General features: G+C 37.9%; 25 protein-coding genes and 1 tRNA gene. 18 read left to right on the top strand and 8 right to left on the bottom strand.

The annotated features are described in order from the left end of the window. Nucleotides 1–174 precede the first annotated feature (174 nt). Nucleotides 175–1,182, bottom strand: a complete 1,008-nt coding sequence (locus IQ247_RS21445) for an alpha/beta hydrolase (RefSeq protein ID WP_193923175.1) — start codon at nucleotides 1,180–1,182, stop codon at nucleotides 175–177. Nucleotides 1,183–1,522: 340 nt separating this feature from the next. On the opposite strand from IQ247_RS21445, the gene IQ247_RS21440 reads away from it, so the two are divergent. Together IQ247_RS21440 and IQ247_RS21435 are read left to right on the top strand one after the other, a co-directional pair. After that, nucleotides 1,523–2,080: a hypothetical protein gene (locus IQ247_RS21440; RefSeq protein WP_193923174.1), complete on the top strand. Its 558-nt coding sequence runs from the start codon at nucleotides 1,523–1,525 to the stop codon at nucleotides 2,078–2,080. Nucleotides 2,081–2,160: 80 nt separating this feature from the next. After that, nucleotides 2,161–2,805 carry a DUF3318 domain-containing protein gene (locus tag IQ247_RS21435; protein WP_193923173.1) on the top strand — a complete coding sequence of 215 codons (645 nt, stop codon included), beginning with the start codon at nucleotides 2,161–2,163 and terminating at the stop codon, nucleotides 2,803–2,805. A gap of 1,039 nt (nucleotides 2,806–3,844) precedes the next feature. Here IQ247_RS21435 and IQ247_RS21430 read toward each other — a convergent pair. After that, complete coding sequence (locus tag IQ247_RS21430; RefSeq protein WP_193923171.1) at nucleotides 3,845–4,639, bottom strand: 7-carboxy-7-deazaguanine synthase QueE; 795 nt, start codon at nucleotides 4,637–4,639, stop codon at nucleotides 3,845–3,847. Nucleotides 4,640–5,104: 465 nt separating this feature from the next. On the opposite strand from IQ247_RS21430, the gene IQ247_RS21425 reads away from it, so the two are divergent. The 7 genes from IQ247_RS21425 to IQ247_RS21395 all read left to right on the top strand — a co-directional run bounded on the left by IQ247_RS21425 (nucleotide 5,105) and on the right by IQ247_RS21395 (nucleotide 12,130). Next, nucleotides 5,105–6,109 (top strand): anti-sigma factor antagonist, encoded by a 1,005-nt coding sequence (locus tag IQ247_RS21425; RefSeq protein ID WP_228059938.1) that lies wholly within the window; start codon nucleotides 5,105–5,107, stop codon nucleotides 6,107–6,109. Nucleotides 6,110–6,691: 582 nt separating this feature from the next. Beyond that, nucleotides 6,692–7,963 (top strand): glycosyltransferase family 4 protein, encoded by a 1,272-nt coding sequence (locus tag IQ247_RS21420; protein WP_193923169.1) that lies wholly within the window; start codon nucleotides 6,692–6,694, stop codon nucleotides 7,961–7,963. Between the two features lie 316 nt (nucleotides 7,964–8,279). Beyond that, nucleotides 8,280–8,741 carry a ribosome silencing factor gene (gene rsfS, locus IQ247_RS21415; protein WP_193923168.1) on the top strand — a complete coding sequence of 154 codons (462 nt, stop codon included), beginning with the start codon at nucleotides 8,280–8,282 and terminating at the stop codon, nucleotides 8,739–8,741. After that, on the top strand, nucleotides 8,738–9,238 hold the full coding sequence (locus IQ247_RS21410; protein WP_193923167.1) for a CGLD27 family protein: 501 nt from the start codon (nucleotides 8,738–8,740) through the stop codon (nucleotides 9,236–9,238). The genes rsfS and IQ247_RS21410 overlap by 4 nt, the downstream gene beginning before the upstream one ends. 86 nt (nucleotides 9,239–9,324) lie before the next feature. After that, entirely contained in the window at nucleotides 9,325–10,272 is a 948-nt protein-coding gene (locus tag IQ247_RS21405) for an asparaginase (RefSeq protein ID WP_193923166.1), read from the top strand. 41 nt (nucleotides 10,273–10,313) lie between these two features. Further along, nucleotides 10,314–10,390: transfer RNA gene (locus IQ247_RS21400), tRNA-Met, on the top strand. Between the two features lie 261 nt (nucleotides 10,391–10,651). Beyond that, a complete protein-coding gene (locus IQ247_RS21395) occupies nucleotides 10,652–12,130 on the top strand; it encodes a YcjF family protein (protein ID WP_193923165.1) in 1,479 nt (492 codons plus the stop codon). Nucleotides 12,131–12,474: 344 nt separating this feature from the next. Here IQ247_RS21395 and IQ247_RS21390 read toward each other — a convergent pair whose 3' ends face one another. Together IQ247_RS21390 and IQ247_RS21385 are read right to left on the bottom strand one after the other, a co-directional pair. After that, nucleotides 12,475–12,705, bottom strand: coding sequence for a type II toxin-antitoxin system Phd/YefM family antitoxin (locus IQ247_RS21390; protein ID WP_322745547.1), 231 nt, complete (start codon nucleotides 12,703–12,705; stop codon nucleotides 12,475–12,477). Between the two features lie 335 nt (nucleotides 12,706–13,040). Then, on the bottom strand, nucleotides 13,041–13,466 hold the full coding sequence (locus IQ247_RS21385; protein ID WP_193923163.1) for a GNAT family N-acetyltransferase: 426 nt from the start codon (nucleotides 13,464–13,466) through the stop codon (nucleotides 13,041–13,043). A 197-nt stretch (nucleotides 13,467–13,663) separates the two neighbouring features. On the opposite strand from IQ247_RS21385, the gene IQ247_RS21380 reads away from it, so the two are divergent. The 5 genes from IQ247_RS21380 to nfi all read left to right on the top strand — a co-directional run bounded on the left by IQ247_RS21380 (nucleotide 13,664) and on the right by nfi (nucleotide 16,026). Then, nucleotides 13,664–13,912 carry a DUF433 domain-containing protein gene (locus IQ247_RS21380; protein WP_322745546.1) on the top strand — a complete coding sequence of 83 codons (249 nt, stop codon included), beginning with the start codon at nucleotides 13,664–13,666 and terminating at the stop codon, nucleotides 13,910–13,912. Further along, complete coding sequence (locus IQ247_RS21375) at nucleotides 13,893–14,237, top strand: DUF5615 family PIN-like protein (RefSeq protein WP_228059935.1); 345 nt, start codon at nucleotides 13,893–13,895, stop codon at nucleotides 14,235–14,237. Before IQ247_RS21380 ends, IQ247_RS21375 begins: the two co-directional genes overlap by 20 nt. A 320-nt stretch (nucleotides 14,238–14,557) precedes the next feature. Beyond that, nucleotides 14,558–14,803, top strand: a complete 246-nt coding sequence (locus IQ247_RS21370) for a type II toxin-antitoxin system Phd/YefM family antitoxin (protein WP_193923160.1) — start codon at nucleotides 14,558–14,560, stop codon at nucleotides 14,801–14,803. After that, nucleotides 14,800–15,198 (top strand): type II toxin-antitoxin system VapC family toxin, encoded by a 399-nt coding sequence (locus tag IQ247_RS21365; protein ID WP_193923159.1) that lies wholly within the window; start codon nucleotides 14,800–14,802, stop codon nucleotides 15,196–15,198. Before IQ247_RS21370 ends, IQ247_RS21365 begins: the two co-directional genes overlap by 4 nt. A gap of 162 nt (nucleotides 15,199–15,360) precedes the next feature. Continuing rightward, nucleotides 15,361–16,026, top strand: a complete 666-nt coding sequence (nfi, locus tag IQ247_RS21360; protein ID WP_193923158.1) for a deoxyribonuclease V — start codon at nucleotides 15,361–15,363, stop codon at nucleotides 16,024–16,026. 13 nt (nucleotides 16,027–16,039) lie between these two features. Here the strand turns inward: nfi and IQ247_RS21355 are convergent, their stop codons facing one another. The 3 genes from IQ247_RS21355 to IQ247_RS21345 form a co-directional block, all read right to left on the bottom strand. Continuing rightward, entirely contained in the window at nucleotides 16,040–16,315 is a 276-nt protein-coding gene (locus IQ247_RS21355) for a BrnA antitoxin family protein (protein ID WP_193923157.1), read from the bottom strand. After that, nucleotides 16,278–16,553: a BrnT family toxin gene (locus tag IQ247_RS21350; RefSeq protein WP_193923156.1), complete on the bottom strand. Its 276-nt coding sequence runs from the start codon at nucleotides 16,551–16,553 to the stop codon at nucleotides 16,278–16,280. Before IQ247_RS21350 ends, IQ247_RS21355 begins: the two co-directional genes overlap by 38 nt. 80 nt (nucleotides 16,554–16,633) lie before the next feature. Next, nucleotides 16,634–17,113 carry a GNAT family N-acetyltransferase gene (locus IQ247_RS21345; RefSeq protein ID WP_193923155.1) on the bottom strand — a complete coding sequence of 160 codons (480 nt, stop codon included), beginning with the start codon at nucleotides 17,111–17,113 and terminating at the stop codon, nucleotides 16,634–16,636. A 300-nt stretch (nucleotides 17,114–17,413) separates the two neighbouring features. Here IQ247_RS21345 and IQ247_RS21340 point away from each other — a divergent pair, with 300 nt between their 5' ends. From IQ247_RS21340 to IQ247_RS21325, 4 genes are all read left to right on the top strand, one after another. Further along, entirely contained in the window at nucleotides 17,414–17,998 is a 585-nt protein-coding gene (locus tag IQ247_RS21340) for an FHA domain-containing protein (RefSeq protein ID WP_193923154.1), read from the top strand. Between the two features lie 95 nt (nucleotides 17,999–18,093). After that, nucleotides 18,094–20,082, top strand: coding sequence for an FHA domain-containing protein (locus IQ247_RS21335; protein WP_193923153.1), 1,989 nt, complete (start codon nucleotides 18,094–18,096; stop codon nucleotides 20,080–20,082). Nucleotides 20,083–20,727: 645 nt separating this feature from the next. Continuing rightward, nucleotides 20,728–21,447 carry a GDSL-type esterase/lipase family protein gene (locus tag IQ247_RS21330; protein WP_193923151.1) on the top strand — a complete coding sequence of 240 codons (720 nt, stop codon included), beginning with the start codon at nucleotides 20,728–20,730 and terminating at the stop codon, nucleotides 21,445–21,447. A 167-nt stretch (nucleotides 21,448–21,614) separates the two neighbouring features. Further along, nucleotides 21,615–22,049 (top strand): hypothetical protein, encoded by a 435-nt coding sequence (locus tag IQ247_RS21325; RefSeq protein ID WP_193923150.1) that lies wholly within the window; start codon nucleotides 21,615–21,617, stop codon nucleotides 22,047–22,049. 120 nt (nucleotides 22,050–22,169) lie between these two features. Here IQ247_RS21325 and IQ247_RS21320 read toward each other — a convergent pair. Next, on the bottom strand, nucleotides 22,170–22,722 hold a 553-nt coding region (locus IQ247_RS21320; RefSeq protein ID WP_375341243.1), incomplete at its 5' end, for a calcium-binding protein.

Here is a 22,722-nt window from a genome sequence, read left to right as displayed (position 1 = left end):
GTGGTCGAATAATACAATTCATAATTCTTCATTTGCATCAAAACTTTGCGTGGAAGGCTAACTATTTATTAACCCGAAAGCTTCCATCTATCGCACCAAGCAATCTAGTTAAATAAAGCATTACAGGTAATAAGGTAATTCGGATGTGGACGCATTACGAGTAATTTTCCATAACTATTTAGAGGCAAAATCAACAACAACTTTCTTATCCATCACCGATAACATCACCGATAAATCAGGAGTTACTTTTTCTTGTAAATTCAAATCCTTAACTGCGTTATCAAAAGTTTTTCCTTGTAATATTTCATTTCCAATTTTTAACACTTCGTGCCAAGTAATATCACTTTCTAAATAAGCTTTCGCTACAGTATTTAGTAAACCTACATAATTATTCCCTTCAAGTTCCGTCATCATTGTATGGGGAATCTCAAAAAGTTGATCAAAGCAGAAATACCAAGATTTTGGCTGCTTTTTTCTCACAGATTCAAATAAACTTTTCAAGTCGCTGCGGTCAACAACTGCATCACTTTCACTTGTAATCATGAATACAGGTGATGATGGATTATTTTTCACTTGTTCAAGAATTTCTTGACCCATATCTAAAAATAACCGAAGTGCAGGTATTTGAAAACCTTTGTAACCAAAATTTCCCGGATTATCTTTATTTAACCATTCATAGTAAATTGGTAATACTTCTACGACAAAATTTATAATCGCATTTTTACTATTTAAATAAGGAGAAAATAAAAGAGCTTTTTCAATTTCTTGGTAATATTCTAATGCCAACCATGCAGCTAAAGTTCCACCTGTAGATAATCCTCCAACTATTACTTGATTACCCAATTGTTGAGCAGTTTGTAGCCATGAAAGCGCGTATTCTTGGTAAACTTCCCGTTCTAATGGTAAAGGAGGAGGATTATCACCATCAAAATTACCAGCCACTCCATGACCAGGTTGCAAAGGAATCATCACATTATATCCCGCAGCAAATAAAGCTTTACCTAATGGCTCAAATTGATAAGGACCTGCGGTAAATCCATGAAAGAAAAGGCAGATTTTTTCAATTGGATGGGGATGAAAAAAAAATTTGGAACTGCAAGCCTGGTTTTTGATTGGTAAAGTTTGCTCTAAAGCTATCGCTTGCTCAATTATGGCTGTTGTAGTGGTAGAATAATCACGCATATTTAGTTTAAAATTTGAATTTGAAATTTGAGTTTGAAATTTGAGATAAATCTGAGGATAAATCTGAGGATAAATCCTAAATTTGTTATATTTTAAGTAACTTTAGTAACTATTTTACATATCTAAAGGAGGAAGACGATCGCAAAGCTGCATCAAAATTAATTAACAGCTTACATATAGTCGAATTATTTGCAAAAAAATTAGTCATTACAATGACAATTGTTCAAAAATTTAAGAAAGACATAGTATATGGTAGCGATTTCACTTATTAGCTCTGACCTCGACAAGTTAAACTAAATTTGGCAACATCCGCACACGAGGGTTTGTAAAGGGGCTTTTTATGGCAGTAAACGTGCAAGAAATTGCCAAATATCTAGACCAGATTGGTTGGGACTATCGCATTGAAGCAGAAGAAGACCGGATTATTACAGGGGTAGAAGGCGATAATCTTGAAGATTTTATGATTGTAGTGCAGCTAGATGAAGATGGGAAATTTTTCCGCGTGTTTGCACCTCACGTGCTAAGTGGTGTAAAAGACCATCCCCATAAAGATGCAATTTTACAAACAATGTTGGTTATTTCTTGGGAAACCAAAATGCTGCAATGGGAATACGACCCATCTGACGGCGAAATTCGAGCTATTATTGAGTTTCCTATCGAAGATTCTACCCTTACCGAACAACAATTTAATCGTTGTCTGAGCGGGCTAGTTCAGCTTGTTGACGGTGTAGCTATACCTCGTCTTCAAGAAGTCATGGAAACTGGTCACGACCCAGGTAATATAGAAGTAGGAGAAAGACTGTTATTGAGCATTCAAGAACAGGCTCCGGGATTATTAGAACTTCTAGAAAAAGCAATGGAAGCGAGGAAAAAACGGGGAAGATTTCCTCACGAATAAAGTCGAGTTATCTATCTGATAGCTATACTCCTTGTAAGATACCATCACGATATACTGAAATTTTCTTGGTCAGTGGTTTTATGACATCTTACGCAACCTCTTCTGCTAAAGCAGAAATGAGCGAACTCCGGCGATTAAAAGGTTTATTACCCCCAGAATTGCAAAGCTGGGTAACGGTTGAAGGTACAACTGAAGTTAATCCAACTTTAGTTCGTAGCGAAGAAATCGGTAAAGATCAGGTAGAAATTCAAATTGACCTGGCAAAATGGGATGAGTTGGCAATGGATCAGCGAAATTTGCTGTTTTGGCATGAAGTCGCTCGCATTCAAAACGATACTATCCCTAAAGATGGTTGGGAAATGGCAGCATTAGCCATCGGCTTGGGTGGTGCTGTTGGTGAATTGTGGGTACAAGATGGATTGCTCTTAGTACTTGCATTAGCTTTATGCGGCGTTTCTGGCTGGCGATTATTTCAAAAAAATAATGGCGAAAAGCAGGCTAGAGAATTAATCGAAGCAGATGAGAAAGCCATTGCTTTGGCAACTCGCTTTGGTTATAGTTTGCCCAATGCTTATAAGAGTTTAGGCAGCGCTTTAAAAACCTTAATCGAAAAATCTCCCAGCAAGCGCCAAAGATCGAAATATGAAGCCCGACTTTCTGCACTTAAACGCAGTGCTAACAAGGCAAAATCTAAATCTCGAAATACGGATGAGGCCGAGTATTAAGACTTATAAAGTAGGGCGTTACTGATTTCATCCATGAAAACGATTTTGCTTTACACTCAAAACCTTGTAGAGATGTAAAATTTTATGTCTCTACATATCAATTTATAGTCTTATTCAGCAACACCAAAATTAAATTTCTAAATTAATCAAATAAATATAGCAAATTTCAGTTGAGTCCAATACACTAAAACCTCACCCCCTTCCCCTCTCCGATGCCTTGGAGAGGGGAGGCTTTGGGCGGGGTGAGGTAAATTTGTATTACACCCAAGTGAAAACCGCTATATATAGCAATCCTAAATCATATATGAGAATTTAGATCCCCGACTTCTTCAAGAAGTCGGGGATATGAACAGCGTGAATATAATTCGTAATATCACCCGGAGGGTGACGCTTCGCTACGTAATATGGCGCATTCGCGCCACGCAAGCTACGTAATTAGGGTTCCCCATAAATAAAATAATGGTGCTTCAACATTGCCGCCCCTGAAGGGACATCCACGGATAAATCCGGGGGCTATGTCCTATCGGACACGCGGAGCTAACAAACCTTAAAAAATTACGGGCGTGATTTCGATACATACAAATAGGATTGCTATATCTAGTATCTAGGTAAGAATAAATTATTTTTTCGCTGATTATTTTACCTAAAGGTATAGGTGTTTACTTCCTATATACGAATTATCTCTCAATTAGTTTCAATTATTTTTCTACATAATTAGAAAAAAACTCAGTTCTAATTATTTTTTTGCTAAAAACTTCAGCCTAAATACTTACTTTTGATTTTTTTACCGCTAAAATATTGACTTTTATCTCCGGAAATTTTAACCATTATTTTAAAGTTTGTTAACTTAATTGACTTCATAGAAATCGTTTACAAAAACTTCTTTATTTCTTGACAATATCTTCATAAAATACTTTTTTGTAGAAAAAATGCGAATATTAAAAACCTTGTTCAATAGACTACATCAAGCGTAAATCGGCTTGAGATAAAGGTCTTGAGAAACATTTATGCGTATATTAACGCAATCATATAGTATTCCTTACAACTGATTAAGCATTTTGTGAGTTTGGGGTACTACGCGGACTGATTTGAGGTAATTTTTCATCAAAGCCTGCCAATCTATGACTTGTTGAGGAGTTGGAGCAAGCAAGGATAAATCGGCAAACTGTTCCGCTGGTTTTAGTGGCGTTACAGGCTGTAAAAAGACTGGTATTGTTGGATTTACGGCTGCTACTAGTTGAGCAGCCCGTTTCAATTCGCTAGGGTTAGTATTTTGAGAAATAATGATTTTGATAAAGACTTCGATTCGAGCCTCGTAGCATAATTTGAGGAAAATGTCGTGTTCTTGCCAACGATTTTCACCACTGACGCTAGGTAACTTTAAGTCCATACCTACACAGTCTAAGTAAGGTAGAATCATAGCGAGTTGTTCCGGGCGATGTCCCCCAGATTCAAGGTATATAGGTAAACCAGTGGTTAAGCGAAGTTGTGGTAACAATGAAGATAAGAACTTGGCATGGAGTAGAGGCTCGCCTCCGGTCAAGCTAATGCTATCGTGTAAACAAGGTATATTTTGTCTTTCAACCCATTCGATTAACATTGGTAATGAAACAGGATTAGAGCAAATTTCAAAGTCACGGTATCCAGGAGTTTGTTCAATTCTACAGGTAGCAGGTGCATTCCAAGTATGAGCGCTATCGCAAAAGTGACAGCGCAAATCACAAAAAGCAAAGCGAATAAAAATTTGACGGGTTCCTACATTGAGTCCTTCGCCTTGAATTGCGGAAAAGACTTCTATCAGGTGTGCTTGATTAACGGCAATTTTAGTAGTCATGGAACGAATAGCAATGTAATAAGACAATGGCGAGACAATAACAGAAGTTTTTGAGTTAATTTTAATTATGGCTAATTTCAGGAAAACATTTATGTTTAAAATTTTATACTTAACAGTTACTGACTTTATTTTACCGAGACAATTTTAGATTTTAGATTTTATATTTTGGATTGAAATCTAAATCTAGAATCTAAAATAAAAGGTTTGCTATCTCCGATTTCAATCGGGGAAAGAAAACAAACTTTTTTTCAATATTACAAGTCCCTGGATTCATGTATAAGGTGAATTCAAAATCGATTGATTTCTTATTCTATTGTTAACCGTCATAGATAATATTTAATTTCATCCGGGTAAACAGGTTATTACTTGTTAATATCGGCAGAAATACGCATCTGTTTAAGCTAGTTCTTCAAACAAAATAATGTAAAGCAAAACATCAATATGGCAACTGAAGTTCAAGGTTTCATGAGTAACCAACCTACAGAGGTAAACTTTCCGATTACATTATTAGAGGATACGGTTAGAATCCAGGTAAGTGTCCGTTTAAGTGTGCTTGAAGCTCTAGCATTTAAGCAAAGTTGTGAACAACTAATTACAGCAAATTCAATTCCCAAAAAAATCATTATTGACTTTGGGAACACTACTTTTATGGATAGTAGTGGCTTAGGTGCTTTAGTTAGTAATTATAAGAATGCTCAAGAAAAAGAAATTGAATTAGTATTGCAAAATGTTACTCCGCAGGTAATGGCGGTACTTAATCTTACAGGTTTAGTTGATGTTTTTACAATTGAAGAAGGAGAATTTACACCCCCATCAGTTCACCCTCGCCGCAGGGAAGAGAAATTACCACCAACTCACCCTTCTGTACGTTCATTGACTAAACGCCTAATTGATATTGTAGGGGCATTAGTAGGTTTAGTACTTACAAGCATATTATCTATTCCGATTATTATTGCTATCATGATTGACGACCCCGGTCCAATTTTCTTTGGTCAAATCCGCTGTGGTTGGATGGGTAAGCAATTTCGGATGTGGAAATTCCGCTCGATGTGTGTGGATGCGGAAGCTAAAAAAGCCGAACTACAAAAGCTTAATCAAGTTAAGGGTGCATTTTTCAAAATAGAAAATGACCCCAGAGTGACACGGGTAGGTAAAATCTTGCGTCGTACTAGTTTGGATGAACTACCGCAATTTTGGAATGTTCTCAAAGGAGAAATGAGTTTAGTTGGTACTAGACCACCTACACCCGATGAGGTTGAATGTTATGAAGTTCCTGAATGGCAACGTTTGGACGTTAAACCAGGGATGACTGGAGAATGGCAAGTAAACGGACGTTCTAGTATTCGTAATTTTGAGGATGTAATTCGTCTAGATTTAGAATACCAAAAAAATTGGACTTTGATGTACGACTTAAAGCTTATTTTTAAAACAGTCGCTATCCTATTCAATAAAAGTAGTGGCGCAATGTGATTCATAATTTTATTTAATTTTAAATAATTTATTAGCAACTGTTTTTTTAAAGAGGTATAATGGTCATTTTTGCCATTCAAGCCTCTTTTTTTTGATTATCTGCTTGATTTTATCGCTGAATTATTTAAAAGCAACGGGGAATAGAAAAAACTTAACTAATTTTGATCGAGCCTTAGTTTTCCAAGCAAGTACGGTTGACATTGTTGATGTATAAGTTACTTAAAAAATAAAACCAATTTATCACTTTTTCACAAGCTAATTTTGCGATCGCACTTTTGCCCAAAAAATCAGTCCTAGTACGGTTGACATCACTGTAAAATACTCAGAATCTGATTTTTTATGCTGCTGCTGCCTACGTGTTATGACTAATAATCGTAAATGGACTATTAAAAAAAGTACATTTATTTATTGCTGTTTGTCCGTAGGCTAGAGCAAAATTTAAACAATCTTCAATGAAGATGGACTGACGCTACAAGATATTAAAAGGAAAATAGGATACAAGTGCTTTTTCTAGCGCGGAACGAATTTAGTAATAAATGTTGTCTTTTTAAGAATCTGGGCAGATTCCCGTTAATTTTTACTATGCGAATTTTAATTTACTCTTACAACTATCATCCAGAACCAATCGGTATTGCTCCATTGATGACTGAATTAGCAGAGGGATTGGTGAAGCGCGGACATCAAGTACGTGTCGTTACCGCTATGCCTAATTACCCAGAGCGTAGAATTTATCAAGGCTACCGAGGTAAGTTTTATTTAACAGAATATAAGAATGGCGTTCAAATTCAAAGAAGTTATGTTTGGATTCGTCCGCGCCCCAATTTGTTCGATAGGATAATGTTGGATGCTAGTTTCGTTTTTACTAGTTTTATACCCGCCCTTTTTGGTTGGCAACCCGATGTAATTCTTTCTACATCACCATCATTACCAGTTTGTCTACCTACTACTCTTTTAGGATGGCTACACAGATGTCCGGTAGTATTAAACTTGCAAGATATATTGCCAGAAGCTGCAATTCATGTTGGTTTACTGAAAAACAAATCGCTGATTCGTGTATTTTCGATTTTAGAAAAATTTGCTTATCGCTCTGCTGATAAAATTAGCGTTATCGCCGATGGGTTTGTAGATAATTTGCTTTCTAAGAATGTAGCCCTTGAGAAAATCGTGCAAATCCCCAATTGGGTGGATGTCAATTTTATTCGCCCCATGTCAAAAGAAAGCAATGCTTTCCGCAACGAACATAAATTAGATGGTAAATTTGTAGTTTTATATTCCGGTAATATTGCTCTAACTCAAGGTTTAGAAACCGTTGTCAAAGCTGCCGCTATTTTACGCGATATTCCAGATATTGCCTTTGTAATTGTTGGTGAAGCAACTGGTTTGCAGCGACTTCAGGAGGAATGTAATCTATGTGGTGCAAATAATGTAATGCTTTTACCTTTCCAACCACGGGAACGTTTACCGGAGATGTTAGCTGCTGCTGATGTGGGATTGGTGGTGCAAAAGAAAAATGTGATTTCTTTTAATATGCCATCGAAAATTCAAGTTTTACTTGCCAGTGGACGGGCAATCGTCGGATCTGTTCCTGATAATGGTACCGCAGCAAGGGCTATTAAACAAAGTGGGGGTGGGGTTATTGTTCCTCCAGAAGAAGCTTCCGCTTTGGCTAATGCGGTTATGGATTTGTACAAGCATCCAGAGAAAGTTAAAACTTTAGGTTACAACAGTCGCAAATATGCTGTAGAGCAATATGCTTTTGAGCAAGCTTTGAACAACTACGAGTCGTTGTTTGAATCTTTGACAGAGAATCGTTCCACAATTGAGGCTAGGGTGATTTCTAAGCAGCAAGTTTAACCACCATCCATAAATCATCATTGTTTTACCGTCACTAACCCCAGTCTTCAAAGCTGGGGTAAATTTTTTGTAAAGTTTCGTAATTAATTGCCAAAAACCAAAACGAAAAGTTCGTTACAATGAAAATATCGCTGTAAATGCTAGTGCTTACTCAAGGCATTTCAGCCACAAACATCTGTTTTTTGCTAATATTCAAAAAAGTGTATTAATTAATAATTGATTAAGATTTGCAATTAACATCGCAATTTATTCAAAGATCGAAAAACAGAACCAAAACAATCCGCAGCCCTCACCCACACAAGCAGAGTAAGGTTTAATGTCTGATTATTTCCCAGCCAATTTGCAGTCCGAATTTATTACTGTTACCAACGCCAAAATAGCTGATCAACAACTTGATATTGACGATTCGAGCGTAAAACTAGCTTTAGCTATTGTTGAAGCCGGTGATAACCGTAAAGCAGGGGATATGTTAGTGCTTAGTGTGAAAAACGTATCTTACCTCGCCGATTATTTTGTGATGATGACTGGTTATTCAAACGTACAGGTAAGAGCGATCGCCAACACCATAGAAAGTTTTGTAGAAGAAAAATGCTCGCGTAACCCTTTGCGAACAGAAGGAAAACCCGAAGGCAGTTGGGTAGTACTAGATTATGGTGATGTCATAGTTCACATTATGATGCCCTCAGAAAGAGAATTTTATAATTTAGAAGCGTTCTGGGGTCATGCAGAACGTGTGGATTTTCAAACATCCTTCAAGAGTGGGGGTGAACCAATATGATTGATTATGAGGTATCAAATTGCCCGGTTCCCACAGAACAGCAACCCTTAAATGAGTACGAACAGTTAAAAAACTCTTGGCTATTTCAAGATTGCAGCCTCTCAACCCGCTCTTATCTCACCAAAATTCTCTGGATATGGGGTTTATCTTGGCTGGTAGCAGGACCTGTCGCTTATTCAAGTTTTCCCCCACACAAATACATCATTCACTTTTTATTGTGTGGCTCCGCAGGTGCAAGTATTGGAGTAGTTTTAGTTTTATTACGCTTGTATTTGGGTTGGTCTTACGTGCGCGATCGTCTCGCAAGTCCAATTATTTTTTATGAAGAGTCCGGGTGGTACGACGGTCAAAATTGGATGAAACCCCAACAAGTCCTAGACCGTGACCTTTTGGTTGTCAGCTATGAAATTAAACCAATTATTCAAAGATTGCAAATAACTGCATTGTGTTTGGTAATGTTGTTCTTTGCTGGTACGATAGTTTGGCATTCACTTTAAATTGTTCCGCTGCTTAGAAGTTATGAGTTAATAAGTAATAAGTAATAACTCATAACTTTTAGCTAGGAACTGGCTGAGGATTTGTAATGGCAAAACGAACTCAAGCACCCTCCATAGAAGTCAGGTTGCTGCGTGAAGGAATTATTGAATCAAAGCATACAGTCCAAGCTGCACTGTGCGACGAACGAGGACGGGTGCTTTCTGTTGCTGGAAATGCCGAAACAGCTACATTTGCCCGTTCCGCACTCAAACCATTTCAAGCCTTGGCTGTGACCACTACAGGAACTTTAGAACGCTACCATCTTAATGATAAAGATTTAGCAATTATTTGTAGTTCCCATGATGGAAGTATAGAACACGTTAGACAAGTATTTAATATCTTATGGCGAGCCGACATTGACCCCACAGCACTTCAATGTCCGGTTCCCACTGGTAAACGCAGCAGTTTAGAATATAACTGTTCTGGCAAACACGCCGGAATGTTAGCCGTTTGTCAGCAATGCAATTGGTCTGTGACTAATTACTTAGAACGCAAGCACCCCATACAGCAACTGGTCTTAAATAAAATATCAGAATTGTTACGAATGCCCGCAGCAGAATTTATCAGCGCTCACGATGATTGCGGCGTACCTACTTACCTGATGCAACTCTGTCAAATTGCCACGCTTTACGCTCGTTTAGCTTCTGGTAACAGTTTGGATATGGAACGGATTGTCCGTGCCATGAATCATCATCCAGTCATGTTAGCAGGTGAAGGCAAATTTGATACGGAACTGATGCGTTCAGCCCCAGGAGAAATCATCAGTAAATCAGGTGCCGAAGGATTACAGTGTATTAGCAGGCTTGGTGAAGGTATGGGTTTAGTAATTAAAGTCATGGATGGAGCCAGACGAGCAAAATATGCCGTAGCCATTCATTTACTCACTCAACTCGGTTGGATTACCCCCAGCAGTGCCGAAGCCCTTTCAGAAAAATTTATGACATTGGCTCAATACAAGCGTTTGGAAGTTGTTGGAGAATTATCAATGTTATAGTTGCCAAATCAGAAACTTTATAGTATAGTAGTTAAAGACGACGCGGGATAGAGCAGCCTGGTAGCTCGTCGGGCTCATAACCCGAAGGTCAGTGGTTCAAATCCACTTCCCGCTACCAAATTTAATATTAACAAACCCCTGTAATTTTAGATTTTAAAATTACGGGGGTTGTTTTTTTCAGGGAACGAGACGCTCCCACTACCAAGAGACTATAATTCTATAGCTGCACTTAAGAATTAATAAAACAAAACACTTTCAAAACTAACCCATCTTTAAGAAAATTAAAACCTGTAGGTTCGTGCTTGTAATTCTTTATTAACAGGATTTTGATATACTCTGGAGAAGAAAAAGCATCAATTGTAATTGGGTCAGTTGAATCATGGTTTGGAAATTAAAGCGTCCTATTTTAGTGGGAGGAATAGGTTTATCCTTTTCTCTGTGGATGTTACAAAGTTGGCATCATCAATTAATGCAGCTTACTGAATTTAGTTTATTGAGTTTGCTTGCAGTTGGTGGTGGTTTGTGGTTAATTAAACAAAATAGCCCCAACAATAAAAACCAGCAGCTTGATGAAATGGCTATTGATCGAGCGACAGTAGAAAATACAATTGCTCAAAGCGCGATCGCAATCAATAAATTAGTTGAAATAGCAGATAATTGTCAAGAAGCTTTAGATCAAGCAGCTTTACTTGAAGAAAAAATTCCTCAATTAGAGAGTGAATTAGATAGAGAATCAATTAAATTAACAGTTACTGGTGGTAAATCAGTGGGTAAAACCACTTTGATTAAAGTTTTACTTTCTGAGAATCTTGCATCTGTAGAATTTGAAGAAACATCACCTTTATTTATCCAAGGAAATTCCGATACTGCTGCTTTAGAAGATGCGGTAAAATCCGACTTTGTGCTGTTTCTCACCAATGGTGATTTAACAGAAACAGAATTTCAATACTGGGAGCAGTTAAAAGCTGAAAATCAACGATTAATGTTGGTTTACAATAAACAAGACCAATATTTACCTGATGAACGTGCTAGCGTTAAGAATTCTTTGACACAACGAATCGGTAAAAATATCGTAGCAACCGCAGCTTCACCCCAACCGATAAAAGTACGCAAGCATCTTGAAGATAATTCCGTGCAAGAATGGATGGAACAACCAGCACCGGATATCGAAAATTTAACTAAACAACTAGATAAAATATTAGCTCACAGACAACAATTAGTTTGGGCAACTACCATGAAAAAAGCTCAGTTGCTCAAAACCGAAACCAAAAGCTTGTTAAATGGAGTCAGAAAATTACGCGCTAATCCAGTCATTGAGCAATATCAATGGATAAGTGCGGCTGCGGCATTTGCGAATCCAGTACCAGCACTTGATATACTAGCAACTGTGGCGATTAATGCTCAAATGGTAGTTGATTTGGGTGGTGTTTATCAGCAAAAGTTTTCTTTAGAGCAAGCAAAAACCGTTGCTGGTGAAATGGGAAGTTTGATGTTGAAGTTGGGTTTGGTGGAACTTTCTACCAAGACTATAAGTACAGTACTTAAAAGTAATGCCATTACCTTCGTCGCTGGTGGAGTTGTACAAGGTGTAAGTGCAGCTTATTTAACTAGAATTGCCGGTTTAGCTTTAATTGAGTACTTCCAACAGCAAGAAATCGCAGTAAATTCCACAAGCGAATTCAATTTAGATAAATTTGGACAAACCCTACAGCAAGTCTTTGCACAAAATCAGCAAATCGTATTTTTGCAAAATTTTGTCAAACAAGGAGTCAAGCGTTTGCTACCCGAATCTGAGAAAGAAATTGTTGCGATAGGTGTTAACGCCGACACTTTGCGTATCACGAATGCAGCAGTTTAATTTTCCTAACGCAATATTAATGTAGAGACGTAGCACTGCTACGTCTCATTATTTGCACTGCTACGTCTCATTATTTATTGATACCAACACAGCAGAACCTTCAATGGTGGGTTAATAGTTAAAAATTATCTTGAAATATATGGTGTAATCCCCGCAACGGGAGCATCCCTAAGAAATTTTAACGCCGAGGAAGTTGTAGAATTATACCAATAGCATACGCATTTGATACTGATGCGATCGCAATTTTTGAGGATTTGAAAAAGCAAAAAATCAAGGTTTCTACGATGGATTTGAGAATTGCGACAATTGCTTTGTAAGGAAAATCTGTGTATCCAGCAGAATCCTCATTTGCCCTCAAATGCATTCAAAATCTCTTCGGGCAAAGGTGCATCAAAATCGTTGGGGACAGTGAACTCGCCAGAACATAAGCCGAATGCTCGTAGCTGCTTACCGCTTGACGAAATCGGTCTCAGTTCAGCGATCGCCTTCTCTGCTTGAATAATCACAAAAGTTTCACCTGCTTCTACTTGACGCAGATATTTTGAAGGATCGCGTCGAATTTCATCAACTGTCACATTTAATATAAACAAGCCTCAATGTAAGTTTAAGGGAGAATATTTCATCTCCCCCAATTGTAAATGATGGGTCGTATGCTGCTATATAAAAACTAGACAAGTCTAGACTTTTATTTCTTGTTTCAACGGGGGCATGGGAGCGGTTAACCCTCAACAAGCTTACACGGTTAAGCCATCCGCGTGATTGTTAAACATCTTGATGTAGCTACGGTTTTTGCATATCAATCAAGAAAGCTTTTCTAAGATTTTAGCAAAAAACGAAGCATAAAATACATCAAAAAAATATAGACAATTGTCCCGAATTGACATTGCTTGTCTACAAAAAAGGTTACTAGTCAAAGCTCCCAGTTTGGGTAAATCTTGAATCCTAGTTTCTGATAAAACTGATCGGCTTCCTGCGTATCAGTTCGCAGCGTTAATAATTGATAATGCTGATTGGCTTCGTGAATCAGTTGAGTCACCAGCAAACGCCCCACACCACACCGCCGCCAATCTGACTCTACATACAGATGTCGCAATCGCCCAACTTTGGGATCATTGAAATATGGATCTTGATTTAGTCCACCGAGTCCAACTACTGCACCTTGTACCGATGCTGTAATTAGTAGTTCACCAGACTTATCAAAGCAATTTAAGCCACTACGATACTCGCGAATTAGTCTTTCAAGAAAGCCAAATCCTTGGGACAAGCTTTCTTTAACGAGATGATCAATTAATCCTGGCTCAATTTCCGAAATGCGATCGATGTCTATCCGTTGCATAACTCTTGGAATTGCAAGACCATTACGAAATCCAGTTTAACTTCCAGTCTCGACAACTATATAGTCGGCAGTAGGGAAGAATGTTTTTTTCATTCATTCTGTCTGGTGTACGCAGTTCATGATGGCTACTTAATAATTAATAGACAAGTCGGCGGGATTGTTAGAGCGTACGGTTTGCTTGAAGAATTGATAAACTGATGAAAATACCACTTGAGGAACGAGAACTTATGCCTAATAACACTCCAATCATCAGTGTGTCTCCTGACGTTATGGGCGGTACTCCAGTTTTCACTGGGACTAGGGTTCCTGTTAAGACACTTTTAGACTATCTCAAGGCAGGCGAGTCGATCGACGATTTCCTAGATGGATTCCCAACTGTCAATAGAGAGCAAGTCGTTGCTTTCCTAGAGGAAGCGGGAAAACAGCTTGTCAGCATGGTCGCATAACATGAAGATTTTGTTGGATGAGTGTATTGATCGCAGACTGGCAAGAGAGTTTGTTGATTATGAGGTAAAAACAGTGCCTCAAATGGGGTGGGCAGGAATAAAAGATGGTCAACTTCTTGTCCTCGCAGAAGCCGATTTTGATGTTTTTATCACTGTCGATCGTAACTTGTCGTTTCAACAAAACCTGCTCCAGTTTGGCATTGCAGTAATTGTTCTACAAGCTTCATCCAATCGGTTAGCCGATCTGAAGCCTTTGGCACCGAAGATTTTGACAATTTTGGGCGAAGTGACTAAAGGGCAAGCTACGCTAGTCACTGGTAGCTAGCCCGATCGCAGTTCGCAGTTAAGGAAGTACAAGACAAGTAGTTAAGTATAATTGTTTTCTTGCTATTGAAATATAAAGCCAGGTTTTTCTCAATATAAATACGCAAATAAAGATGTTAGTGTTTAAATAATTACAATTTAATATAGATACAGAAGCATTGATTTCTTTATTTGAAAATTGAGCGATCATTTTTCTCAAAGATGTTTAACGGCTTATTACCGCTTTGCTTGCCAGTTACCCACAACTCTTAAATTAACTTGTCCTTGCAGAACTGCCGCAACTAAACTAAACTAAGTCTATAGACTTAGTTTGTTAACAACATGGAAACCGTAAATATTCATTACTGTAAAACAAACCTTTCTCGGCTATTGTCCCGTGTGGAACTCGGAGAGGAAATCGTTATTTCAAACCGAGGTATTCCAATCGCTAAACTTGTTCCATTTCGCACATCCCTAGATCGACGGTCTAGTTTGGGACAAGATCGGGGAAAATTTATAGTACCAGATGACTTTAATGCCTCTTTACCAGAAGACATTCTAGTGGCATTTGAGGGTGGCGCAGAGTGAAACTTTTACTAGATACACAATGCTGGTTATGGTGGTTTGCTCAACCAGAAAAGTTAAGTGAGAAGGTGATTGAACAAATTGTGGATGAAACCAATGAAGTATGGTTCTCAGTTACCAGTGTTTGGGAGATGGGAATTAAGGTTTCAATCGGTAAGTTGCCGCTGCCAGAATCAATAGATAATTATGTCTCTACTCGTATGGCTCAACTAGGAGCTAGATCGTTAGAGATCACTGCTTCTCATGCTTTGCGGGTAGCCGCATTACCTTTACATCATCGCGATCCTTTTGACAGAATGCTGATTGCACAAGCTCAGGTAGAAGACATGACGCTTGTGAGTGCGGATTCAACATTTAATCAGTATGAAGTTTCTTTACTCTGGGCAGCTAGTTGCTAGTTTTTATCAAGCTTCAAGATTGGATAAGAAACCAGATAGAAATCACTAAAGCAAATGGAATCTTCGAGTCATACAGCCAACCTCCGAAAATCTCTCCAAAACAAAGCGTTAAATTAGAAATTGAAGCGAGTAATGCAAATGATGTACCCCATTTAAATACATATGCAGATAAAACAACGTCATGATTGGAATTTAACTACATCAGAAGCCAAAATCATCCAAGAAGAATTACAAAAAGAAGTTCTTACTGAAGATAAATTTACAGAACCAGTAAAATATGTTGCTGGTGTCGATATGGGTTTTGAAGCTAATGGAACAATCAGTCGTGCTGCGGTTGCGGTGTTGAGTTTTCCAGATTTACAGCTACAAGAGCAAAGTATAGCTAAGCGCGCAACCACCTTTCCTTATATTCCCGGTTTTCTATCGTTTCGAGAAATTCCCGCAGTATTAGATGCTTTAGAAAAGATAAATACTATACCTGATATAATTCTGTGCGACGGTCAAGGAATTGCCCATCCTCGCAGATTAGGAATCGCTTGTCATTTAGGTGTAATTATTGATAAACCTACAATTGGTGTAGCAAAGTCATTACTGATAGGTAAACATCAAGAAGTCCCTCAAATAAAAGGAAGCTGGCAGCCTTTAATACATAAAAGTGAAACTATTGGGGCAGTTTTACGGACTCGTTCTAATGTAAAACCAGTATATGTTTCTAGTGGTCATCGTATCAGTTTACCAACCGCCATCGATTATGTATTGCGCTGTACTCCTAAATATCGTTTACCCGAAACTACTCGCATTGCTGATAAATTAGCTTCTGCGAGATGAATTTTTCTAACTATTACTGTTGTGCCTCCATATATGCTCTTAACAACTGATTTATATGTGTTTGATAGCCTCGTCCCTGAGACTTAAACCATTCCAAGACATCGCTATCAATGCGAAGTGTAACTTGAGTTTTTGTGTTGGCAACAGGTAAACCACGCCGCACCACAGATTTGGCAAACATTTCTGGCGTAATCTCCGGACAATCGGATAAGTCAATATCCTCATCAGTCATTGTATCTAGCCGTTGCCAATCAGTTTGAGAATTGCTCGAAATAGACTCGTTGCTCATACTTAGTCGCTTTTCTTACAGAAATAATCCGGGTACAATTGTCACGCTCTGTATGGACAACAGCAACAACGCGCCCTTGTAACAAACCAAATGTAACAAAACGCTGTTCCCTATAGCTTTCGCGATCGTCCTCGACGGTCAAAATATCGCCATTAAATACTGCTGGGACATCTGTAAAATCAATTCCGTGCTTACGAATATTAGCAAGACGCTTTGCTTCATCCCATTCGTATTCCATAACTAGCGATAGTTACAATAACCAATTGTAACTACAAATTGTTGTTACAGCTATTCCTATTTATCTTTGGTCTTCCCCACCTACAACTTCTTAAAATACCTAGCAATCGGTAACAGCCCAAAACCCAGTTTCTCATAGGTACGACGGGCTGGAGCATGACCGGGGTCTCCTCCCGTCTCAACCATAGCAATAGACATTCCAGCATCCTTCATCCAATCAAGAGCGAATTTTATAAGAACGCTACCAATACCTTGACCTTGAAAATCTGGATCGACAGCAACCATGTAAATTTCGCCCATGCTGTCATCCGAATGAAGTTTCACAGCTACAAAACCTACAGTAGAACCTGTATCGATCGCAACCCATACATTTGTGTCTTCAGCAGCACAAACCTCCTCCACAGCTTTTTGCTGGCTTACACGCCAATCATCAGCATAGAATTCCCGGTACACCTGGGCATCCATCACCTTCTGAATCGAATCAAACACGGGAGTCCATGCGCGAAGCGAAAGACGAATAACGGCATCAAGGTGATGATGGTCGTATAGTTCAATTTGCATTTCAGTATAAACTCCACGCGCTCTAAAATTACCAATCTCTTTTTACCTCTTTTCTCTGCGTCCTCTGCGTCTTTGCGGTTTTACTTCCCATAATCTTATAAAGAAATAGTAAGTCGGCACAAATAAAACTAACTACATAACAGTTGGGTAAATTGGCATCAAAGCCTATTTCCTATTCCCCAACCATAATTTATTTTAAATTTTTTCCGTAATACTTGATTACTTATACTTGCTCGTGTTAGGAATCCCGTAGACAATGATTGAAGTTGGTTAATAAAAAGCTTATTGCTAGTTACAATAATGAACTCACTGACATTACGGTGGCACGATGCAGGTCAAGAAAAAACTCAAATAATTTACGAACAGCAGCCTAGTAAAAACCCTGCTACTGTTCGTATCGGTCGCGACCCTTTGCGATGCGATATCGTCTTGAGTAATCCTACTGTTTCGGGTTTGCACGCTGAAATATTTTTTAATTCTCAACAAAAACGCTTTTATATTCGCAATTTAAGAGAAAAAAATCCTCCTTTGGTGGATGGAAAACAATTAATCCAAGGAGATGTACCTTTGAATGAAGGTAGCGTTATCTGTTTGGGGCAAATGCAATTGAAAGTTATGAATATTAGTATTCCCCAAATTAATAGCTTCCCAGCAACTATTTTAGAACCACCTAAACCAGGTATAAATAATCAACCTGTAATCCCTGCTATACCCTCAAAATCCCCTTCATCAACTGCACCTTTACCAAAGAGTTCTTATGGGTTACAGTGTCCTAATTGTCACAAAGTATGTTCGATTGAACATATCCAAGTTGGTTGTCCTTGGTGCGGTACTTCTTTAGCTGCGGCAATAAGTGTTTTAGTCGCACCAGATAATATTCAATAAATTAGGTTAAAGGTCAAAGGTTAAAGGTTTTAATCGTTTTTTAACTATTAGTTATTCCTTACTAATTACTATCAACTATCAACTGTCAAAAATATATGAATAATAACTTACACATTAATTTAAGTTGGGAAGAACCAGCCACGGGTGAATTACGGCAACCAAGTTTGAGAGTACCGATAGCTTTTGGTAGAGAATTTTCTCAAATGCCTGCACAACTCAACGGAAAACCTGTTTCGCGAATGCTACTTAATAGTAGTGAAGTTTCTCGTTATCATGCTTTGATTGATTGGGAACAAGGGCAATTATTTGTAATTGACCAAAATAGTGTAAATGGTATTTATGTTAATGGCAATCGCCATACACGTAGTATTATCAATAATGGCGATATTTTAAAAATTGGACCTTATGAAATAACTCTTTCTTTTACTTTAAATACAACACCTTTAATAGTATCTACATCTACACCTATATCTGCACCTACGACCACTAATTCCACTATTCAATTTAATCCCCATACTAATTTACCAGACCCTACTTTACCTCCACAACCAGCAGCCACACCCCTGGGTTCGAGTTTTCCGCCACCAATTTTTCAAGAGGAAAAAGTTCCCGTACAAGCACTTCATGCTACAGGATTGCGTGTTGATGAAACTGATTATCTAACTTTAGGAGCGGGTTTAGGAAGTTTTATTTGGGTAGATTTACTCAGACTGTATGGTGTTAAAAGTGAAAAGATTATTGCTTTGGGTTTGGATAAAGAGCCATATGCTCGGTATAAGTTATTGTGTCTAAATTCCCAAATACCTTTACATGAAAGATTGCGTTCTAATTCTGACTCTTGTCCCGATAATATTTGGGGTTGGCCAAGTTATGCTTTACGGGAAGCTTGGCGCGATTTTGGTAAGGGAAGGTTGAATGATTCGTTTAAGTATTTATGGAAAGTATTTGCTGAACCGGATTATGCTGAAACTTATACTCCCCGTGCTGGTAATGTTTTTGATTCTATAGATAGGGAAGCTCGTCGTATCGGATGGGAGAAAATGTATCGTTATGGAAGAATTCGGGGGATTCGTAAAACCAATGATGGTAGATATTGTGTAGCTTATTCAAAAGGAAGAGGCGATCATGCTTTTTATGTGACTCGTTTTTTACATTTAGCAACAGGTTATCCAGCAATTCAGTTTTTACCAGATTTACAAGCTTATCGGGAAACATATCGTGATTTTAAGTCTGTAGTTAATGCTTATGAAGACCATCATCACGTTTACGAACAGTTGGAACGTCAAGGTGGTAAGGTATTAATTCGAGGACGTGGTATTGTCGCTTCTCGTATCATTCAGCGGCTTTATGAAGCGCGTAAGAAAAATCCTGATATTACAGTTTTGCACTTAATGCGATCGCCAAAACCGCAAGGTAATAAATTCGGTAAAACCCAGCGGATGGTGAAGAATCATTTTGAATTTCAGCCGTTTAACTGGCCCAAGGCTTGTTGGGGTGGTGAGTTACGGGTAATGTTAGAAAAAGCTAGTCCTGACGAGCGTAAGCGTTTATTAGCCGATTGGGGAGGTACCACCACCGCAGATCGTCATGATTGGCAGCAGATTACAGAAGAAGGTTTACGCGATGGCTGGTATAAAATAGAATTTGGCGAAGTGGAAAGCGTGGAACGCGACGGTCAAAATCGCACTATTACCCACATCAAAGAAAAGGGTTTTGGGCAAATGACTCTCAACGCAGATTTTATTATTGATGGTACGGGATTAGATGCCAAAGTCCAAGCAAGTCCACTGTTAGAAGACTTAGTTGAACGTTATAGTTTGCCCTTGAATCATTTATCAAGGTTGGTTGTAGCGAATGATTTTGAATTAGTAGAAATGCGTAACGAGAAAGCTAAAATGTATGCTGCGGGTGCGATTACTTTGGGTGGTCCTTATGCAGCAGTCGATAGCTTTCTTGGTTTGCAATATTCTGCTTTACGTGCTGTAGATGGATTGGCGATCGCTCGCGCTCCGGGAGTACATAGATTAAATCCGATCTCTTCTTTGGGACAATGGTTGAAGTGGGTGACAAATCAATCACCTTAATTCAACTTGAGTACCCCTGGGAGGTATTGAGAAGTCAGATTTGAAAATTATGAGTTAAAACTCTGCGTTCCTCCGCGCTTCCTTTGTATTCCTCTGCGTTTACTTTTTATCTCAAAATTAATTATAAAATTAGCTACTAACTATTTTTCACTGATCAATAACAATTGATCCTTGTTCATTAAAAATTAAATGTAGCTCATTTTACTTGAACATCAGAGTTTTTTATGGAGATAATAATCAACGAAATCACTTGACATCCCACTTAAGACGTTTTGTTTTTAAGGTTCGATTGACCCATCGAGCCTTTTTTATTCTACTTTAAGATACTTAATAATCTACGTGTTGCTAGTAGATTTTTAATTAAATTTAGTAAAATTTTATAGTTGAAGTTGCGTTTTCTAGCAATTATTTTACTTTTATTCAAGTTATTTTTAAAGTTATTTTTAGAGTTATTTTCGACAAAATTATTACAGATAGTTAGAAGAAGTACTTAATTTGGGCTACATAAACTTTAAACAAAAAAGTCATTATCTTTACAAAAATGGCAAAAATTTATAATTTCTTTTTAATAACCTAGATAAAGTATTCTGAAATGGTGTAGAAATGTATAGAATCTTTGAAAAATATAAAATATAGTCTTTTCAGATGCAAACATTTGTAGCTCCTTCAATGCAGCTATCTATAGTACCGAATAGCAATCAACCTTTAAAGATTGTCGCACTGGGGGATAGTTTAGTTTACGGATTTGGAGATCCCGACGGAGGTGGTTGGGTTGAAAGATTGCGACGAACTTGGATGTTACCCGAAAGTGCTGGACACGTTCTTTATAATTTAGGTGTACGTGGCGATCGCATTGGACAAGTTGCCAAAAGACTCGAAGTTGAATTTCGTCATCGGGGAGAGTTACGAAACCGCGTTCCTGACATAATTATATTATCGGTAGGGGTAAATGATTCAGCCAGAGTCAGTCGTCCTGAAGGTAAAAATTACACAGATTTTGCCAATTTTGAAGAACAACTTGCTTTATTATTGCAACAAGCCCAAAAACTCTGTCCCGTTTTATTTGTAGGGATGGTACCAGTAGATGAACTTAAAATGCCTTTTCTTAACTGCTTGTACTACAATCGTGATGACCAATACCGTTATAAGGAAGCAACAAAACTCGCTTGTCGAAAACAAGGAATACCTTATTTAGATATATTTGACAAATGGATGGAGCATCCTGAAACTTGGAGAGTGAAGCGTTTGAGTAGTGATGGTCTTCATCCCAATACATTAGGTTATCAAACCTTATTAGAAGACGTAATCAATTGGGAAGCTATGGGACATTTTAATTCTAGCGAATATTATCGCTTAAGTTCATAGAAAGGTTAAAGGTTAAAGGTTAAAGGTTAAAGTTTGCTTATCAACCAACAACCAACAACCAACAACCAACAACCAACAACCATCAACCAACAACCAACAACCAACAACCATCAACTATCAACCAAAAACCATCAACGATCAACTATCAACCCAAAATCTAAAATTGTATGACTCCAACTTTATTTGGTCGTTGGCAAACTCGTTTATTATTACTTTTAACTGTAGGTGTATTTGTTAGCTTACCATTTGCGATGGGTTTGATTGGTTCACCGCAAAGTAATGTATATTTTTGGATACTTTTTTATGTAGCGATTTTTGGTTTAGGTTGGGATATATTATACGACCAAATACAAAAGTATCGTTGGGATAGAGATTGGCCAGCACTGTTCCAATTATTCGCTGGTATTTGGGAATTTATATTTATAGTTTGTGCAGTAAAATTTATCGGATTTTTACCAACACCTATTCCCAAAGAAGAATTACCTTTATTTTGGGTTTTCTTCCACTACAGTATAGTTTGGCTGGCAGTTTTTATGACTTCCCAAAGTATAATGCGAATTCTTTTCGTGCGTTGGCGTTTTCGTGGTGGACAATGGTTATAAAGATATTTTTTCAAACACCAATATACCAGTAGAGACGTAGCATTGCTACGTCTCCATATTCAGCGAACAATGTAGAATTGTTATTTAGAAATTAATATTTCCGAATAACCACCAAATATTCTACACAAGATTAGTAAAATCGCTTTCACTAAAGTTGATATTTACATTCACCAAAACAGCTAATAGATTATCACCTTGAAGAATATTAGTATTGTTTCCACTTGCTTGGATAGTCAAACTACCAAAAATCAAACCACCAGATAAACCGATAAAATCAACACCCTCTTCAAAATCGTAGATGGTATCCCTACCTGTAATCGAACTGATAACAAAAGTATCGCTACCACCTTCACCATAAAGTCTATTATTACCAGCACCACCAGTAATTAAATCATTATCTTCCCCACCTTTGATTAAGTCGTTTCCATCTCCACCAATTAAAGTATCGTTTCCACCTCTTCCATAAAGGAAAGCACTTCTACTGTAATTAGAAGCATTAATTATATTACCTATATCTCCGCCAGTTAAAGCTACTCGTTCAATATTGGTAAAAGTATCTGTACCTGTAACATCACTTTGAAGAGTACCATCACTAAGAGTAAAATCGGTATCTGCTGTTTCTCGTAGGGTATCAATACCATCTCCACCAGTAATTAAATCATTACCTTCACCA

Origin of the sequence: Plectonema cf. radiosum LEGE 06105, assembly GCF_015207665.1 — a bacterium.
Classification (GTDB): Bacteria; Cyanobacteriota; Cyanobacteriia; order Cyanobacteriales; family Nostocaceae; genus Rivularia; species Rivularia radiosa_A.
This window is presented reverse-complemented; position numbering and strand designations above follow the sequence as displayed.

Bases quoted from the DNA above. Each gene is read 5' to 3' on its own strand.
- IQ247_RS21445 (WP_193923175.1), bottom strand. From the start codon at position 1,182: ATGCGTGATTATTCTACCACTACAACAGCCATAATTGAGCAAGCGATA.
- IQ247_RS21440 (WP_193923174.1), top strand. From the start codon at position 1,523: ATGGCAGTAAACGTGCAAGAAATTGCCAAATATCTAGACCAGATTGGT.
- IQ247_RS21435 (WP_193923173.1), top strand. From the start codon at position 2,161: ATGACATCTTACGCAACCTCTTCTGCTAAAGCAGAAATGAGCGAACTC.
- IQ247_RS21430 (WP_193923171.1), bottom strand. From the start codon at position 4,639: ATGACTACTAAAATTGCCGTTAATCAAGCACACCTGATAGAAGTCTTT.
- IQ247_RS21425 (WP_228059938.1), top strand. From the start codon at position 5,105: ATGAGTAACCAACCTACAGAGGTAAACTTTCCGATTACATTATTAGAG.
- IQ247_RS21420 (WP_193923169.1), top strand. From the start codon at position 6,692: ATGCGAATTTTAATTTACTCTTACAACTATCATCCAGAACCAATCGGT.
- rsfS (WP_193923168.1), top strand. From the start codon at position 8,280: ATGTCTGATTATTTCCCAGCCAATTTGCAGTCCGAATTTATTACTGTT.
- IQ247_RS21410 (WP_193923167.1), top strand. From the start codon at position 8,738: ATGATTGATTATGAGGTATCAAATTGCCCGGTTCCCACAGAACAGCAA.
- IQ247_RS21405 (WP_193923166.1), top strand. From the start codon at position 9,325: ATGGCAAAACGAACTCAAGCACCCTCCATAGAAGTCAGGTTGCTGCGT.
- IQ247_RS21395 (WP_193923165.1), top strand. From the start codon at position 10,652: ATGGTTTGGAAATTAAAGCGTCCTATTTTAGTGGGAGGAATAGGTTTA.
- IQ247_RS21385 (WP_193923163.1), bottom strand. From the start codon at position 13,466: ATGCAACGGATAGACATCGATCGCATTTCGGAAATTGAGCCAGGATTA.
- IQ247_RS21380 (WP_322745546.1), top strand. From the start codon at position 13,664: ATGAAAATACCACTTGAGGAACGAGAACTTATGCCTAATAACACTCCA.
- IQ247_RS21370 (WP_193923160.1), top strand. From the start codon at position 14,558: ATGGAAACCGTAAATATTCATTACTGTAAAACAAACCTTTCTCGGCTA.
- nfi (WP_193923158.1), top strand. From the start codon at position 15,361: ATGCAGATAAAACAACGTCATGATTGGAATTTAACTACATCAGAAGCC.
- IQ247_RS21355 (WP_193923157.1), bottom strand. From the start codon at position 16,315: ATGAGCAACGAGTCTATTTCGAGCAATTCTCAAACTGATTGGCAACGG.
- IQ247_RS21350 (WP_193923156.1), bottom strand. From the start codon at position 16,553: ATGGAATACGAATGGGATGAAGCAAAGCGTCTTGCTAATATTCGTAAG.
- IQ247_RS21345 (WP_193923155.1), bottom strand. From the start codon at position 17,113: ATGCAAATTGAACTATACGACCATCATCACCTTGATGCCGTTATTCGT.
- IQ247_RS21340 (WP_193923154.1), top strand. From the start codon at position 17,414: ATGAACTCACTGACATTACGGTGGCACGATGCAGGTCAAGAAAAAACT.
- IQ247_RS21335 (WP_193923153.1), top strand. From the start codon at position 18,094: ATGAATAATAACTTACACATTAATTTAAGTTGGGAAGAACCAGCCACG.
- IQ247_RS21330 (WP_193923151.1), top strand. From the start codon at position 20,728: ATGCAAACATTTGTAGCTCCTTCAATGCAGCTATCTATAGTACCGAAT.
- IQ247_RS21325 (WP_193923150.1), top strand. From the start codon at position 21,615: ATGACTCCAACTTTATTTGGTCGTTGGCAAACTCGTTTATTATTACTT.